This window comes from Desulfatibacillum alkenivorans DSM 16219 (assembly GCF_900142135.1).
Taxonomy (GTDB): Bacteria; Desulfobacterota; Desulfobacteria; order Desulfobacterales; family Desulfatibacillaceae; genus Desulfatibacillum; species Desulfatibacillum alkenivorans.
Map to the genome: position 1 here is coordinate 138,738 of NZ_FQZU01000006.1, position 16,200 is coordinate 154,937.

The window sequence follows — 16,200 nt, forward strand, 5'->3', positions numbered from 1 at the left end:
TGATCATGCCTTGGCTTCGTCCAGCGCCCGGCGCACCATTCTAGCCACTTCCCTTTTGATGGCCGGTTTCATGATCAGGCCTTTCACGCCCAGCGCATCCAGCCGATCCGGGGAGATTTTTTCACTATAGCCGGTGCAGATGATGATGGGGATGTCCGGCCGAATTTCCAGAATGGCCAGAGCCAGTTGATCTCCGGTCATGTGGGGCATATTCATGTCCGTCATGACCAGGTCAAAGGCCTGGGGATTCTCTTGAAAGGTTTGCAGGGCCTCCCTGCTGCCTATCCGTGTGGTGACCCGATATCCCAGTCGGGTCAGGGCGGCTTCCTGGATTTTAGCCACCGGGGCCTCGTCATCCACCAGCATGATCCTTTCGGTTCCAAGGGGGCAGGGCTCCTGCTCCGGCTGTTCGATGACTTTTTCTGCGTCTGTGTGCAGGGGCAGGCTGACAGTGACGGCGGCGCCTTTGCCCGGTTGGCTGTCTATCCTGACGCCTCCCTTGTGCTCTTTTACGATCCCATGGATGACCGCCAGGCCCAGGCCGGTCCCCTTGCCTTTCCCCTTGGTGGTGAAGTAGGGGTCGAAGATTTTGTCCCGGATCGCCGGATCGATTCCGCATCCATTGTCTGCAACGGTAAACTCGGCATAGAATCCAGGCAACAGGTCCTGCTCTTTCAGGTCATGGCCGAACAGCGGCTTTTCTTTCAAGCTGACCTTGATGATTCCCCCCGATTCTTCCACGGCATGGTAGGCGTTGGTGATCAGGTTCATGGCAATCTGGTGAATCTGCGTGGGGTCCGCCTTGACCAGTCCGCAATCCGGCTGGATGTCCTGCAGGATTTCAATATTGGCCGGGATGGAGGACCGGCTTAATTTGAGGGCCTCCTGGATCACTTTTTGCAAACGTATGGGAATCATCTCGTGTTCGGACTGCCTGCTGAAAGCGAGGATTTGCCGGACAAGGTCTCTCCCCCGTTTTCCCGCCTTGTGGATCTCCAGGATGCTGTCCCGGTCCTGGCTGTCAGGCGTCATATCTTCCAGCATCATGTCTGATATGCCGACGATGGGAGTTAGAATGTTGTTGAAATCGTGGGCGATTCCTCCCGCCAGGGTGCCGATGGACTCCATTTTCTGGGCCTGCATCAGGCGGGTTTCCAGCCTGTTGCGTTCAGCCTGGGCCTGTTTGCGGTCCGTGATGTCCAGAATGGTGCCGACCAGGCCCGCGGTTTCTCCCGCCCGGTCTTTGAACACGGCCCGATAAAAAACAATATCGCGCAGTTCGTCCAGGGCCGCGGCGATTTGCATTTCGATGATTTGTATGCCTCCGTCCCGAAAAAGCTCGATGTCCTTTTGGTGTAAAAGCTCCGCCGCATCAGGCGGGTAGAGATCAAAAACGGTTTTGCCGACAAGTTGCTCCATATCTTGCCCGAAAAAATCCAGATAGGCTTTGTTAAACCCCAGAAACAGGCCTTCCCTGTTTTTGTAGCAGACAGGAACCGGGATGGCGTCGAGCAGTATATTCAGAAAAGACTCGCTTTCGCGCAGAGCATCTTCCGATTTTTTCAGTTCGGTCAGGTCAAAGCCCGAGGCGATGACGCACGACTGGTCCTGAATCCTTACCACATCTCCAAACCATAGAATGGGAACCCTTTTTCCGCTGCGGGTTATGATTTCCACGGGAAGGTTATGGGCGTAACCCTTTTGCTTTAACTCCCTGATAACGAAATCCCTGTCCATGTTTTGCCAAAGCCCCAGGTCTTCAGCCTTTTGGCCGATCAGGTCCTCCCGTTCGATTTCCAACATGTCCAGAAACAACTGGTTTGCATCCAAAAACCTCCCTTCCTCCAGGGTGGAGATGGACTTGATGACCGGGCTGGAGTGGAACGCCTTGTAGAATTTTTCTTCGCTTTCCCGGATGGAGTCCTGGGTTCGCTTGAGTTCGGTGATGTCCCTGCCGTTAACGGCGACGCCTGTGATCTTCCCTTGCTCCCTATGGGGCGTGTAGGTGATGTCCATGAACCTGCGGCCCCCGCCGGCAAACTCAAACCATTCCTGGTACCGTGCGTTTTCGCCCCGCAGGCATCGATCGATTTGAGGTTTTACAATGCTTTGAAAAACCTCCTCGCCCACGTTCTCGGCCACTGTGCGGCCCACAAGGTCTTCCCTGGCTTTTTGAGTCAGCGTTAAGTACGAATCGTTTACAATCACATATCTGTAGTCGCGATCCACCAGCGAGATGAAATCCGTTGTGGCGGACACGATGTTTTTGTGCGCCAACAGGTTTTCCTGGAGCTGTTTTTTTTCGCTGATATCGGAGTAGGCCACAACCACGCCGTAGTTCTCAAGCGGTAAAGGCGTCGCCGTCACATTGAGCCACATCACGCTCCCGTCTTCCCGCAGGATTCCCATTTCCTGGTTTTTTACCAGCCGTTCTTCCCGCAATGCAACGACTGATGCAAATTCCTCGGGAGGCATGTCGGTTTTGTCAGGCCGGATGATGCGCCAGTTTTCCCCGTCCAGGAACCGTTGTTCGAGCTCGTGTTTGGGCGCCCCCAGGAGTTGTTCCGCCTTTTGGTTGGTTTCCATGATTCGCCCTTGAGAATCGGAAACCGAAATGCCCAAAGGAAAGGAGTTGAAAAGCGTCCGGTATTTTTCCAGGCTTTCCTGAAGCCTTTTTTCGCTATCCCTGATGGCGGCCTCCCTCCGGGCCAGTTTGCCGGAAAGATGCTTGACGGAATTGGCGATTCTCTGCATTTCCAGGCCCTTGCCGGCGGAAAAATCCCTGGAATAGGCGCCTTCCGAAATGTCCTCGATGCCCTGGAGCAGATCTCCCATGGGATCGGACAGAAGGGTTCGCACCACCAGAAAGACCTGCAAGATGGAAAACAACAAAACCGGCAGCAGGATGGTGAGCGCGGTCATCAGGGTGCGCTTCCATATGGGCCCGGAATCAAAAGGCGCAAAGGCGACTTCCACCGCGCCGATCACCTCGTTCTTCATGACCACATTGCGCCTGAGCACTTGGGATCCCTGCGCCTGCTCCTTTCCTGAGGATAGATGGAATTGCCCTGATGCATCCCATATTTTCAATGCCTTTATATAAGACATTTGAAAAGCGGCCGCGGCCATGTAATCAAGGGCGGGCTCGTTGTAGGTCCATAGATCAATGGCAATTTTCCCGGCGATGAAGTCCGCCTGCCGGGCCATATTCTCCTCATACGCCTGCTTGTCGGTCTGAACCAGATAGTAGGAGAACAGCCCTCCCGTAAGTATTCCCAAAATGAGAATGATGACGCACAGCCTGACCGCAATGATCCTACTGATGGATTTCAAATGTCATTCTCCTTGGAAGGGCGGGGGGGCCATGGATTCAAACTCCTGGAGCAGCCGGTTCAAGGTCCCGTCTGCCTCCATGGCATGGAGCGCTGCTTCCAGAACAGGCGCCAGGTCTTTATGGCGCTTGTGCAGGTAAGGGTATAGCGGGGACTCGGAAACCACAAACTGCGGCTGTATTGCCTGTAAATGCGGATTCTTTTGGCGGAGGCCTTTCAATAGCGCTTTGTTGGAGATCCCGGGGCCTCCCAGATAGGCCTGAATCCGGCCGCCGCCCAGCATGAAAAAGGCCTGTTCCGGCATCGACAAGGCGATTTTGTTTGCGGCGGGAAGGGGCTGCAACAACTCCGCCGCCTTTTTGCTGCCCTCCAGATATCCGACCATCCAGCCTTTTTGCGCCGCGGCCTCCAGAAGCGATTCCAGGCTGTCGATTCCGGCCAATTCCGATGTTTCGGCGAAGATGATATGCTGCACCCTGTAGTGGCAGGCCTTAATTTGAATGAGGTTGGGATACCCGGCCCTTTCCAGGCCTGCTATTCGGGCCGCAAGTCCGTCATACACGCCGGCATTGGCATCCAGGAGGCATCGTTTTTTGGGCAGCTCCACAATCCTGTATGACGCCCCGGTCCTGTTTTCCAGTTCCTGAAAAACCATTTTAAGATAGTTGGTGAAGACAGCTTCTCCCTCGGGCGTGGCGAGTGTCAGGGTTTTTACGCCGGCGCCCTCCAACTCCGCGGCTGACCCCGGAATGATCCAGCTTGTCAGAAGAATAAAAACAAGCAACAAGCGGCGTGGATTCATCTTGGCTCGTTTCATCCCCGATAAGGCCCGGCAGTACAAGGGCCCGGATCCGTAGAAATCGAAAGGCATTGCATCACCCTGTGAGGTTTTCCGAAAGAGGGGTCTGAACGCTCTGTGAAAAGTCCCGGAGAACTCAAGCTGCACGTGTGTATCCCCATCATGAATGCAAAGCGAAAGTCTAACATAGGGGCGGGGATCAGAGCCAGTTTTTTATCCGGCCGGTTGAAGGGAAAGGGGATAGGCTTCACGCGGAAAAGCCGTACAAGATTTTTTGACGGCAATGCGCCTGTCAGCGAAGAAACGCCGTCACGCCCGAGGATTTGTGGGGGCAGGGTCAACCTTTCGGCGGGGCGCCGTTTCCCGACTGAACCAGCCTTTTGATGGTCAGGCCCTGGACGAGGATGGAGAAGACCACCACGGCGTAGGTCATGGTGAGGATCAATTCCCGGTTGCATTCCCTGGGCAGGGACAAGGCCAGGGCCACGGAAATGCCGCCCCGGAGGCCTCCCCAGGTCATGATGGATATGGCTTTGGGCGCGAAAGGGCGCCATTTTTTCATGATGAGGACCGGGCCTCCCACGCTGATGAACCGGGCCGCGAGGACCAGGGGGACGGCCAGGATTCCGGCAATGAGAAATTGGCCCTTGAAGGACAGGATAAAGACTTCCAGGCCGATGAGCACGAACAACAGGGCGTTCAAAATTTCGTCGATCAGCTCCCAGAAGGTGTCCAGGTTGTCCACGGTTTCCTCGGACATGGCCAGGCGGCGGCCGTGGTTGCCGATGAGCAGGCCGGAGACCACCATGGCGATGGGCCCGGAGATGTGCAGCTTGTTGGCCAGGGCGTATCCCCCCAGGACCAGGGCCAGGGTGATGAGCACCTCCACCTGGTAATTGTTGATGGAGGACAGGAGCCGAAACGCCGCGTACCCGGCGACCAGCCCCAGGGCGATGCCTCCCAGAACCTCCTCTCCGAACAGGGCCAGCACATGCCCGGGGGAGACATGTCCGCCGCCCGCGGCGATCTCCAGGAGCACCAGAAAGACCACCACGCCGATGCCGTCATTGAACAAGGATTCCCCGGCGATTTTGGTTTCCAGGGTTTTGGGCGCGCCCGCTTTTTTCAGGATGGCCAGGACCGCGATGGGGTCCGTGGGCGAAATCAGGGCGCCGAAGAGCAGGCAGTCCACAAAACGCAAGCCCATGTGGAAAAACGAGGCCGCATAATAAAAGGCGCCCCCCACCAGGAATGTGGAGGCCATAACTCCCAGAGTGGCGAAAACCGTAACCTCCAGCTTCTGGGCGGCCAGATCGTCCAGGTTCACGTGCAAAGCGCCGGCGAAAAGCAGCAGGCCCAGCATGCCGTTCAACAGCACCGTGGAAAAGTCGATCCCGCTCACCAGTTGATCCGCGTAATGGGCGACGGGCAGGCCCACGCCTTCCAGCAGAATCAGGGCCAGGGACGCCATGAGGGACAGAAACATGAGCCCGATGGTCATGGGAATGCGCAAAAAGCGGTGGTTTATATAAGCAAGGGCCGCAGCCATGCTGATGAGTATGGCGATGGTGTTCAAGGCTTCCATGGCGCTGTATCCTATTTATAAAAATGAGCGGGAAAGTGATCCGTAAAACGAAAAAGTGCGAGGCAGGATAGCATCAAGCGCCGGGCGGCGCAAGATTTTAAGGGCCTGAAAAAGCCCGGGAAAGGCGGCGGCAAGCGGCCTTTCCCGGGCAAACCATGAAACGCTCCGAGACGCGGCGAAAAGAATCAATCATTGGCGGCCCCGCCTCAAAGAATAAGGAACTGCATCGGCGCTCCGCAGGGAGCAATGACCCAAATGATAAATACCCTTAAACCCTTGACCCAATGTAGTTCCGTGACTGCACATACCACGGGGCCAGGGGCCTTGGCAATAGAAAAATATCAAAATTTAATGCGCTGAATTGTCATAAATGCCAAATCATGCCGTCTCCTGGGCTTTTACCATCTGCCGTGTGATTTTGTGAAAGTGATGGCCCACGATGGAAAACTTGACGGCCTCGGAAAAGGTCCTCCGGTTCTTCACAAAGCGGGTGGTTATGAACTTGAGGTATTGATATCCATAGGGCGTGAAGGGCTGTCTGGCCAGGGACCGGAGGAGCATCATGATTTCCCGGAACCTCACTTCCCGCATGGTAAGGGAAGGGTCTCCCACGTTATCCAGCAACTTGCTGCACCGATCAAAGTAGTTTTTCAAATTTTTATCGTAAATTATTGACAATAATTTCGTATAGGATTGCTGCAGGACCGCCGCGTCCATCTTGGTCCGGAAGTTGGCCGTCGTGTTGTGGGTGTTGTTGCCGTCGCTCACCCGGAGCAGGCGCCCCTCCCGCTCCAGCCGGCTGTGCAGCTCCGTGCCCGGCAAAGCCGTGAGGATGCCCACCATGGCCTGGGGAATGCCCGTCTGCTGGATAAAGGCGGCTTGGCGCTCCACAATGTCCTCGGTGTCCGAGTCGAATCCCAGGATGAATCCGGCCATGACCTCGATGCCGTATTCCTGAATTTTCGTGACCGCCCGGGCCATGTCGCATTTCAGGTTCTGGGTCTTGCCGGTTTCGGCCAGGGCTTCGGCCGAAGGGGTTTCAATGCCGATGAACACCTCGTTGAACCCGGCGGCGGCCATGCCCTGGAGCAGGGCGTCGTCGTCGGCCAAATTGATGCTGGCCTCGGTGAAAAAGCGGAAGGGGTATTTGTGGTCCTTTTGCCACCGGAACATGGCCGGCAGCAGCTCGGCTTTGACCCGCCTCTTGTTGCCGATGAAATTGTCATCCACCACAAAAACCGGGCCGCGCCAACCCTGGTCGTGCAGGGTCTGCAATTCCCGGATCATGCTTTCCGCGGGCTTCAGGCGGGGCTTGTTGCCGTAGACCTTCCAGATGTCGCAGAATTCGCAGTTGAAAGGGCAGCCCCGGGAATACTGAACGCTCATGGAGGCGTAGGATTCCATTTTCAGCAGGTCGAACCGGGGCGGCGGGGTCTGGTCCAGGGAGGGCTTTTCCGGCGGCGGATATAATCCTTTGGCCTTGCCCGCCTGAAAATCCTCCAAAAATCCCTGAAAGGAGTTCTCCACCTCGCCCAGGACGAAATGATCCACGCCGCGGATTTCCTTGTGGCTGGAGCCCGCGTAGGGCCCTCCCGCGATCACGGGCTTGCCCGCCGCCCTGGCCAGGGCGACGACCTCTTCAAACGAATCCTTCTGGATAATCATGGCTGAGACAAACACCGCATCCGCCCATTCCAGATCCTTTTTCCGGAGTTTTTCAATATTCAGGTCCACCAGCTTCAGCGTTACGTCCCGGGGAAACATGGCGGCCAGGGTGATCAGCCCCAGGGGGGGCATGGAGCTTTTTTTCCGGACGAACCGGAGGGCGTGCTTGAAGCTCCAATAGGTGTTGTCGGGAACCTTGGGATATACCAGCAGGGCCTTGGTCAGTTTCTTCATGGCATGAACTCCTGTCTTGCTCGATTGGGGGAATAGATATGTACGCCGTGTTTGCAAGCAAGATAAGCGAGTTCCTTCGCCCTGTACAGCCTTGGTCAGTCCTTTTACATTTGTTTTACAAGCCGTGCGGGGTTCCGGTAGGCGACGGCAAAATGATTTTCAGGATCAATGTAAAACAAATGTAAAAGATGGAGTTGCGGGGGGCTGGAAATTCCCATCAGATGGGATGAAAAAGGGCGGGATCTTAACCTGTCAAAGTATATATCAATACTATTTGATACATACGTAACTTAATAATTATACTGCTATTTTCGATGTATTGCATAATTTTTCTTGACAAGCCGTGGCCGGCGGCCTTAAGGTGATTCCATAAGCTCGCTCTAGGCATTTCACCAATCTGCACACACTGTTTCCGCCGTTACTTTTTTTTAAGGAACCATGCATGAAAATCAGCGAATTGGCCAAGGCGGCCGGAGCGCCCAAGGAAACCATTCATTTCTACATCCGGGAAGGCCTGCTTCCCAAGCCCCGGAAAAAGGCCCGCAATGTTGCGGAGTACGACGATTCCTACATCGAACGCATCAAATACATCAAAGAATTGCAGGATAAACATTTCCTTCCGTTGTCCGAGATCAAAAAAATCGTCAAACGCTGGAACAAAGGGTCTCCGGTCCAGGGGGCGGTTCTCCAACTGCAAAGCGAGTATTTCAGCGCGGTGGAGCGCCTGTTGCCCGGAGAAATCAAAGGGGAGGAGAATTTTCGCAAAGCCACGGGCCTGAGCGAAAATTGGCTGGTTAGGATGGAAGAGTGGGGCGTCATCACGCCGGAAACCATTGACGGAGAAAAGGTGTATTCCCAGGATGACGTGTCCCTGGGCAAGGTCATTTGCGACATGGACCGGGTGGGCCTGGGGCCCAAGGACGGGTTCGAACCCGGGGCCCTGCGCGAATACAAGGAGGATTTCAAAGTCCTGACATCCAGGGGCAACAAATACTTTTTCGACGCTCTCTGGGAAAAGGTGGACGATGAATCCTTTCACGCCCGGGCTCAGCAGGGCATGGAGATCATGAGCATCTTCTATTACCACCTGTACCGGAAGCTGGCCAAACAAACCTTTGCGGAAGAAATGGAAAAACGGCGGAGCGAAAGCTCCCAATAGGCTCCCCCCAAAACCCGGACGTCCTCACGGCGCCCGTGAACCAACCTGAAGCCATTCCCCGGATGAAACGGGAATGCGTATATAAATGCAAAAAAAGGCGCTTCGGCTTAGGCCGACCAGGCCGGGCGCCTGTACAAAGTGCAGTATGTCAAACCGGATTAAACCCTAACATTGTGAAAAAAGGAGGAGCTTCAGGATCGGAAATTAGATTATTCGACGCTTTTTTCTTACATTCAGAGACTTTAACGAACACGCAAGGAGGTTACAATGCAAAAGACATTAAAGGCCGTTTCCTTTGCCGCCTGTTTGTTCCTGGCCGCCTCTCTGTTTTTGGCAGGCTCGGCGTTGGCCGAAAACGCTTTTAAGATTGAAGATATGTCGGACATGTCAGATTTCGACCCCAACAACTTTCAAAACCCAACCGGAGATACGTTCAAAATCGGCCTGCTTCAGATTTTCAGCGGGCCGGGCGCCGGAAACGGCGAATTGTTCTGGCTCACCACCACCTGGGTCGCCCACGACATCAACAAACGGGGCGGCATCATGATAGACGGCAAGAAAAAGCTCGTCGAAGTCATCAAGGGCGACGTCATGGGCAAGCCGGCAGCCACGAAAAAGGCCGCCGAAAAACTGGTCCTGGAGGACAAGGTGGACGTCCTGTGGGGCACTTCAGGCAGCCATCTGGCCCTGGTCATCCAGAACGTGGCCGAACGTTACAAGGTCATCTTTCATCAGTCCCTTTCCATGTCCGATTCCCTCATGGACGAGAAAAACTTCAACAAGTACACCTTTCAAACCATGTGGACCACCAACCAGGTCGGGGAGACCACGGCCTATTTTTACGCCCAGCGCCAAAAGGAAAAGAAATTCTACATCATCTGCCAGGACTACCTCTTCGGCCACTCCCTGGCTGACGCCTTCAAAAAGGGCCTGGCAAAATACTATCCCGAAGCCGAAATTGTGGGCGAAGACTACCACCCCCTGTTCGCCAAGGACTTCGCCCCCTACCTGACCAAGGCCAAAGCCTCGGGCGCGGAAGTCATCTTCACCGGCGACTGGATGCCCGACGGCGGCAACCTGGTCAAACAGGCCCGCCAACTGGGAGTGGACCTGCCTTTCGCCAACATTTTCATTGACGAGCCCAATTCCCTGGCCGCCATCGGCCCGGAAGGCACCAAGGGCCTGGTCAACCTCAATCAGCACATCGGCGATAAAAACAACAAAAACGGCATGGCCTTCGCCAAAAAATGGAACGACCTGTGGAAAGACAAATGGTCTGCGCCCTACAACACGCTCCTGTATAAGTGGCCCGGCGGCACCCTGGGGTACGCCCTGGAAAACACCTATTGGATGCTGGACGTGTTTGAGAGGGCGGGCTCCTCGGACCCCGAAAAGGTCATCAAAGTCTGGGAAGGCGACGTGTACTACACCGCCGACGGCAAGCGGCTTGAAATGCGCGCCTGCGACCACGTGACCATCCGCGACACCTACGCTACGGAATACGTGTATCCCAACCCCTGGTTTGAAGAAATCTCCTCCGGCGATGAGGTCTTTGTCATTCCAGCTGAAAAATCCATGCCCGTCAAGGGCGGGACCTGCAAATAGCCGGTTAAGAATCTATGCGGTAATCCGGATAGGACGGTTTTTTTGCAGCCCCGCGGCTGTTCTTGTTGGGTTTCGCGAGCTCAATCCAACCTACGTCGCGAATGCCAAAATGTAGGTTGGGTTAAGAAGTCCGGCTCCCAAGCATCACGCAGCCTTTGCTGATTTTGGACTTCGAACCCAACATGTCCAAATAGCTAGGAAACCTTTTCTCATTCCCAAGCCGCTCCCCCCTCCGGCCATGCCGGGGCGGGGGACTCGGCGCTGGTCATACAGTTTTCAGCTTTAATTTTTTGGAGGACATATTCCATGAGCCCGGTAACGGCAATGTATGTGGCCCAGGCCATTCACGGACTGACCTACGGTATGCTTTTGTTCCTGGTGGCGTCCGGCCTGACCCTCATCTTCGGCATGATGGGCATACTCAACTTGGCCCACGCCTCGTTTTTCATGCTTTCCGCGTATTTCTGCTACCAGGTGGTCGCCTGGACGGACAGCTTCTGGATGGCCCTGATCCTGGCCCCCCTGGGGACCGGACTCATCGGCGTCTTTGTGGAAAGATTCTTACTGCGCAAGGTGCAGCAATACAACCTGGGGCACATCGGCGACCTGTTGCTCACTCTGGGCATTGCCCTGGTCATCGCCGAAGGCGTGAAAACCATCTGGGGCACGGAAAGCCATCAGGTGGTCATCCCGCCCTCTCTGGAAGGCCTGGTTTCCGTGGCCGGGCTGGAATACCCCATTTACCGGCTGTTCATCATTGGGCTGGCTGCGGCGATTTTATCCGCCCTGGCCTTCATCCTGTATAAAACCCGTCTCGGCATGATCATCCGGGCCGCCGTCTCCGACGCCGACATGGTCAGCGCCTTGGGCATCAACATGCCCCGGGTGTTCATGTTCGTGTTCGGCGTGGGGACGATCATGGCCGGCGTGGCCGGGGTGGCCGCCGCGCCCATGCTCACCGTGTTTCCCGGCCTGGCCGACCAGATCGGCCTGGACGCCTTTGTGGTGGTGGTCGTGGGAGGCTTCGGCAGCCTGTTCGGCGCCGTGGTGGTTTCCCTGTTTTTGGGCGAATTGAACGCTTTCGGCATCCAGTTCATACCCAGGTTGGCGCCGGTCTTGGTCTTTTTGTTCATGGCCCTGGTGCTTTCCTTCAAACCCATGGGATTTTTTGGAGAACGAGATGATTAAATCCAAACGCAATCTTGCCTTGTGGGTTGTCTTCCTGGCTGCGGCGGGAATTGCTCCCCATGTGTTGGGCATTGTGAAAACCAATGTGCTGGTGGAACTGGCCGGGTTCGTCCTGTACGCCGTCAGCCTGAACCTGCTGCTGTCCTACACCGGGGTGCTCAGCTTCGGCCACGCCCTGTTTTACGGGGTGGGGGCCTATACCACCGCCCTCTTGCTCTACCACGTGGAAGGCTTTCCGGTGATCGGCGCGTTGCTTTTAAGCGGCCTGGCCGCCGGCGTCATAGGCCTGATCCTCAGCCCTCTCCTGGTGCGGGTGACCGGAACCGCCTTCGCCATGCTTACCCTGGCTTTCGGGCAGCTTATGTTCATCCTGTGCCTCAAGTTCCGGGAAGTCACGGGCGGCGAGGACGGCATTGCAGGCTACGACGTCCCCAACCTGAACATTCCGGGGATCGCCTCCTTCGACATGCTGGACCCCACGGTCTTCTACTATTTCGCCCTGGCGGTCTGCGTGATCGGCGTCCTCATCATGTGGTACATCACCAAAACCCCCCTGGGCCAGGTGGTGGTGGGCATCCGGGACAACACCCTGCGGGTGGACTACCTGGGCTACAAGGTGCCCCAGACCAAGGCCATCGTCTTCGCCGTGTCCGGGTTTTTCGCCGGCATTGCAGGCTCCCTGTTCGCCTTGTTTCAAGGAATCGTCTCCACGGACGGCGTGCTGCACATCATGGTGTCGTTCTATCCCATCATGGCCATCCTCATCGGCGGCATAGGCACCTTTTTCGGCCCCATCCTGGGCTCGGGCATCCTCATTGTTCTGGAGGATCTGATCATGCGGTACACCGAAAGGGCGGAGCTGATTACCGGCCTCCTGTTCATCGGCGTGGTGCTTTACGCCCCCGGAGGCCTCCTCTGGCTGTGGAGGGGCCTCATGGCCAAGCTGTTCGGAAGTAAATCCCAGCCCGCGTCCGAGGAGGTGGAAGCATGAGCGAAAACATCCTGGAAACCATCAACCTGTTTTACGACTACTCCGGCCTGCAAGTGCTCACAGGCGTGGATTTGCAGGTGGAAAAAGGCGAACGCCACGCCATCATAGGCCCCAACGGGGCGGGCAAGACCACCCTGTTCAACGTCATCACCGGCATGTACTCCCCCAGCCGCGGCAAGGTCATGTTCAAAGGCAAAAACGTGAGCGGCTTCAAGCCCCACAAGCTCTCCCGCCTGGGCATGGGACGGTCCTTCCAGATAACCAGCACCTTCCACAACCTTTCCACCTTCCAGAACATCCGCATGGGCGTGCTCTCCCGCATGGGCATCCGGTTCAACATGTTCAACCGGGTGGACAAAATGGAGGATGTCACCAAAGAAACCAACGCCATCCTGGAGCGGATCAACCTGAAAGAGGAAACCCACGCCCCGGCCGACGCCCTGTCCTACGGCAAGCACCGTTCCCTGGAGGTCTCCCTGGCCATGTCCACGGACCCGGATCTGGTCATGCTGGACGAACCCACGGCGGGCATGAGCCGGGACGAAACCCATAGCGCCGTGGACCTCATCCGCAGGCTTACCGAAGGCAGGACCATGGTCATTGTGGAGCACGACATGGACGTGGTCTTTTCCCTGGCCGACCGCATTACCGTGCTGCATCACGGCAAGGTGCTGGCCGTGGGCAGGCCGGACGAAATCCGGAACATGAAAGAGGTCAAGGACGCCTATCTGGGTCACAGGAGGGAGGTGTAGCGTGTTTTTGGAAATCAAGGATTTGAATACTTATTACGGACCCAGCCACGTGCTCCAGGGGATCTCCCTCAACGTGGAGCAGGAGGAAATCGTCGCCTTGTTAGGCCGCAACGGCATGGGAAAGTCCACCACCCTGAAATCCGTCATGGGCATGGTCAAACCCAAGTCCGGCAAGGTGATCTTTCAGGGCGCCAATATCTTCGGCAAGCCCCCCCATAAGGTGTCCATGGCCGGCATCGGCTATGTGCCCGAAGAACGGAGGATTTTCCCCAACCTCACCGTGGAGGACAACCTGAAGATCGGCGTCAAAGGCGGGGTGGTGGACGAAAGCAACCCCAAGGCCTGGACCCTGGAAAAAATCTACGAGGTCTTTCCGTCTCTGAAAAAAAGGCGAGACAACAAAGGCGCCAACCTCTCCGGCGGAGAGCAGCAAATGCTGGCCATAGGCCGGGCGCTCATGGGCGCTCCGTCCCTGCTTTTGGTGGACGAACCCACCGAAGGCCTGGCGCCCATCATCGTGGACGCGGTCCGGGACGTGTTGGAGGAAATCAATAAAAGAGGCGTTTCCATCCTCTTGGTGGAGCATAACCTGGAGGTGGCCATGAGCCTGGCCCACAGGGTGTACCTGATGGGCAAGGCCCACATCGGATTCGTGGGAACCGTCCAGGAACTGGACGACAACCCCCAAGCCCGGGCCCAATACCTGGAGGTTTAGTTTCATACAGGCTGAAATTACCCGGTTGACTGATGCCAAGTTGCGTTCAAACAAGAAATTATATTCCAAGGCAGGTATAGAATGACGCTGGGTCCCGGCTTGCGGGACGGTCCTGAAAAGCGGACCGCCCTTGCCGGGATGACGATTTTTTGCGGTTAGAAAAGGCACTGAGGGCGCAAATCCATTTGTTGGGTTTCGCACGTATGTTTTCGGCGTTGATCATTATTCCGGCGAGAACTGGACAGCTTTTTTTGAAAAGTCCTGTAAGCTCTACCCAACCTACTATCTTTATGGATAAAACGTAGGTTGGGTAGAGCGCTGAAACAGAATGTTGAACTGAGAAAAAGACGTCTTGTTTAAACGTATTATAAAGTTATGATCGCTGGCGCGAAACCCAACAATGCAGGATGGCTGCTACAGCCGCCTCTGTTTGTCATTCCCGGAAACGGGGACCCAGTGTCGTTGTGGAATAGCGGAGAGATGGGAATATGACCATGTTAAGTGAATGGCTCAGTTACTCGAATGAATGCAACTTGACATGAAACTTTGTATAAGGTGGCAAAAGAGGAGGTGAAGCATGCTGGAACGCGCAGGACTGAATATCGCCGGTTCGGTAGGAACCCATGCCAAATATCGCGGAAGCCGCATCGCCTTTAAATGCGGAGACCGGCAGGTCACCTGGGGCGAGTTCGACGCCAGGGTGAATCAGGTTGCAAACGCCCTCATCAAGGCGGGCCTGAAAAAAGGCGACAAGGCCGCTCTGTTGTCCTTGAACTGCATTGAAGCCCTGGAAATCATGTGCGGCGTCTTGCGGGCCGGCGGGGTGATCGTCCCTCTCTCCCCGCTCCTGACCTCCGGGCAACTGGCCTTTTTGACCCAGGATGCGGGCGCGTCCTTTTTCTTCTGCACCTTTCCCCTCCAAGGCCTGGTGCAGCCGGTTCTGGATCAACTGAACGGCATCCCCCGGGAGCGGCGCCTGGCCGTGTTCTTTGACGAGGAAGGGTGGACGCCTTACGAAGACTTCTTGTCCGGCGCCTCCGTAACCCCTGTCTTTGTGGACACCCAGGATCATGACGAGGCTGTCATCATCTATTCCTCGGGAACCACCGGCCTGCCCAAAGGCATTGTGCACACCCACTTCAGCCGCACCATGCTTGGCATGGCCGGGGGGCTGGAATTCCGTATCCACAGCGGCTCCATCATGCTCATCAATACGCCTTTGTTTACCAACGCCACCTGGGTCATGCTGCTGGGATCCATGGGCGTGGGCGCGTTGGTCGTGCTCTTGCCGACCTTCTCGCCCGAGGCCTTTTTCCATGCCGTGGAGCAGGAAAAAATCACCCACACCTTTTTGGTGCCCACCCAGTACCATGTGATTTTGGATCACCCGGAGTTTGACAAACACGACCTTTCCAGCCTGCAGATCATGGTATCCATGGGATCGGCCTTGCCCTTGCCGGTCAAAAAGCAAATCCTCCAGCGCATGGGCAAGGGCCTGATAGAACTCTACGGCCTGACCGAAGGCGTGGGAACCACCCTCAAGCCCGAGGAAATCGAGGCGAAGACCGGCTCCGTGGGCACGCCTATCTCCGGCACGGAAATCCGCATCATCGACCATGAGGACAAGGAGCTTCCCTTCGGCGAAATCGGCGAAATTGTGGGCATCAGCTCCGGGCTCATGAAAGGCTATCACAACCGGCCGGACGCCAATGCGGAAATCATCTGGAAGGACGAGTTCGGCAGGAGCTTTATCAAGACCGGCGATATCGGCCGTTTTGATGAGGACGGCTTCCTGTATATCCTGGACCGGAAAAAGGACATGATTGTGTCCGGCGGCATTAACGTGTTCGCCTCGGACATCGAGGAGGTATTGATCCAGCACCCGGACGTCAACGAAGCCGCGGTAGTGGCCATTCCCCACGAAAAGTGGGGCGAGACGCCCCTGGCCCTGGTCATTCCCTATCCGGACGCCAAAGCCCGTGAAGACGAGATCATGGGTTGGGTGAATCAGCGCCTCGCCAAGTATCAGCGCCTGGCCAGGGTGGAGTTCCGCCGGGAGGACTTCCCCCGCAACGCTCTGGGCAAAGTCCTCAAGCGCCAGCTTCGCGAACCCTATTGGAAGGATCAAGCCTGATTGACATTTTCATGAAATTCCTATAGCCCGTTTATGGCGCC

The 16,200-nt window shown here is 56.1% G+C and carries 11 protein-coding genes; 7 read left to right on the top strand and 4 right to left on the bottom strand.

The annotated features are described in order from the left end of the window. Positions 1-3 precede the first annotated feature (3 nt). The 4 genes from BUE18_RS27265 to BUE18_RS07445 all read right to left on the bottom strand — a co-directional run bounded on the left by BUE18_RS27265 (position 4) and on the right by BUE18_RS07445 (position 7,615). On the bottom strand, positions 4-3,333 hold the full coding sequence (locus BUE18_RS27265; RefSeq protein WP_083610838.1) for a hybrid sensor histidine kinase/response regulator: 3,330 nt from the start codon (positions 3,331-3,333) through the stop codon (positions 4-6). 3 nt (positions 3,334-3,336) lie between these two features. Further along, positions 3,337-4,134: a substrate-binding periplasmic protein gene (locus BUE18_RS07435; RefSeq protein ID WP_170868293.1), complete on the bottom strand. Its 798-nt coding sequence runs from the start codon at positions 4,132-4,134 to the stop codon at positions 3,337-3,339. 334 nt (positions 4,135-4,468) lie between these two features. Then, positions 4,469-5,716 carry a cation:proton antiporter gene (locus tag BUE18_RS07440; RefSeq protein WP_073474474.1) on the bottom strand — a complete coding sequence of 416 codons (1,248 nt, stop codon included), beginning with the start codon at positions 5,714-5,716 and terminating at the stop codon, positions 4,469-4,471. Positions 5,717-6,094: 378 nt separating this feature from the next. Next, positions 6,095-7,615 (bottom strand): B12-binding domain-containing radical SAM protein, encoded by a 1,521-nt coding sequence (locus tag BUE18_RS07445; RefSeq protein ID WP_073474476.1) that lies wholly within the window; start codon positions 7,613-7,615, stop codon positions 6,095-6,097. A 442-nt stretch (positions 7,616-8,057) separates the two neighbouring features. Between BUE18_RS07445 and BUE18_RS07450 the strand changes: the two genes are divergently transcribed. The 7 genes from BUE18_RS07450 to BUE18_RS07480 all read left to right on the top strand — a co-directional run bounded on the left by BUE18_RS07450 (position 8,058) and on the right by BUE18_RS07480 (position 16,159). Beyond that, positions 8,058-8,774 carry a MerR family transcriptional regulator gene (locus tag BUE18_RS07450; protein ID WP_073474477.1) on the top strand — a complete coding sequence of 239 codons (717 nt, stop codon included), beginning with the start codon at positions 8,058-8,060 and terminating at the stop codon, positions 8,772-8,774. Positions 8,775-9,041: 267 nt separating this feature from the next. Beyond that, entirely contained in the window at positions 9,042-10,379 is a 1,338-nt protein-coding gene (locus BUE18_RS07455; RefSeq protein ID WP_073474479.1) for an ABC transporter substrate-binding protein, read from the top strand. Between the two features lie 306 nt (positions 10,380-10,685). Beyond that, positions 10,686-11,567, top strand: a complete 882-nt coding sequence (locus BUE18_RS07460) for a branched-chain amino acid ABC transporter permease (RefSeq protein ID WP_083610839.1) — start codon at positions 10,686-10,688, stop codon at positions 11,565-11,567. Beyond that, positions 11,560-12,558 carry a branched-chain amino acid ABC transporter permease gene (locus BUE18_RS07465; protein ID WP_073474483.1) on the top strand — a complete coding sequence of 333 codons (999 nt, stop codon included), beginning with the start codon at positions 11,560-11,562 and terminating at the stop codon, positions 12,556-12,558. The genes BUE18_RS07460 and BUE18_RS07465 overlap by 8 nt, the downstream gene beginning before the upstream one ends. Further along, entirely contained in the window at positions 12,555-13,310 is a 756-nt protein-coding gene (locus BUE18_RS07470) for an ABC transporter ATP-binding protein (protein WP_073474485.1), read from the top strand. The genes BUE18_RS07465 and BUE18_RS07470 overlap by 4 nt, the downstream gene beginning before the upstream one ends. A gap of 1 nt (position 13,311) precedes the next feature. Continuing rightward, the gene (locus BUE18_RS07475; RefSeq protein ID WP_073474487.1) at positions 13,312-14,025 is read left to right on the top strand and encodes an ABC transporter ATP-binding protein; all 714 of its coding nucleotides are present in this window, start codon (positions 13,312-13,314) and stop codon (positions 14,023-14,025) included. Positions 14,026-14,602: 577 nt separating this feature from the next. Continuing rightward, on the top strand, positions 14,603-16,159 hold the full coding sequence (locus tag BUE18_RS07480) for a class I adenylate-forming enzyme family protein (RefSeq protein WP_073474489.1): 1,557 nt from the start codon (positions 14,603-14,605) through the stop codon (positions 16,157-16,159). Positions 16,160-16,200: the final 41 nt, after the last annotated feature.

What these genes read in the sequence shown, in the direction of transcription:
- BUE18_RS07435 (WP_170868293.1), bottom strand. Translation starts at nt 4,134, where the DNA reads ATGAATCCACGCCGCTTGTTGCTTGTTTTTATTCTTCTGACAAGCTGG.
- BUE18_RS07440 (WP_073474474.1), bottom strand. Translation starts at nt 5,716, where the DNA reads ATGGAAGCCTTGAACACCATCGCCATACTCATCAGCATGGCTGCGGCC.
- BUE18_RS07445 (WP_073474476.1), bottom strand. Translation starts at nt 7,615, where the DNA reads ATGAAGAAACTGACCAAGGCCCTGCTGGTATATCCCAAGGTTCCCGAC.
- BUE18_RS07450 (WP_073474477.1), top strand. Translation starts at nt 8,058, where the DNA reads ATGAAAATCAGCGAATTGGCCAAGGCGGCCGGAGCGCCCAAGGAAACC.
- BUE18_RS07455 (WP_073474479.1), top strand. Translation starts at nt 9,042, where the DNA reads ATGCAAAAGACATTAAAGGCCGTTTCCTTTGCCGCCTGTTTGTTCCTG.
- BUE18_RS07460 (WP_083610839.1), top strand. Translation starts at nt 10,686, where the DNA reads ATGAGCCCGGTAACGGCAATGTATGTGGCCCAGGCCATTCACGGACTG.
- BUE18_RS07465 (WP_073474483.1), top strand. Translation starts at nt 11,560, where the DNA reads ATGATTAAATCCAAACGCAATCTTGCCTTGTGGGTTGTCTTCCTGGCT.
- BUE18_RS07470 (WP_073474485.1), top strand. Translation starts at nt 12,555, where the DNA reads ATGAGCGAAAACATCCTGGAAACCATCAACCTGTTTTACGACTACTCC.
- BUE18_RS07480 (WP_073474489.1), top strand. Translation starts at nt 14,603, where the DNA reads ATGCTGGAACGCGCAGGACTGAATATCGCCGGTTCGGTAGGAACCCAT.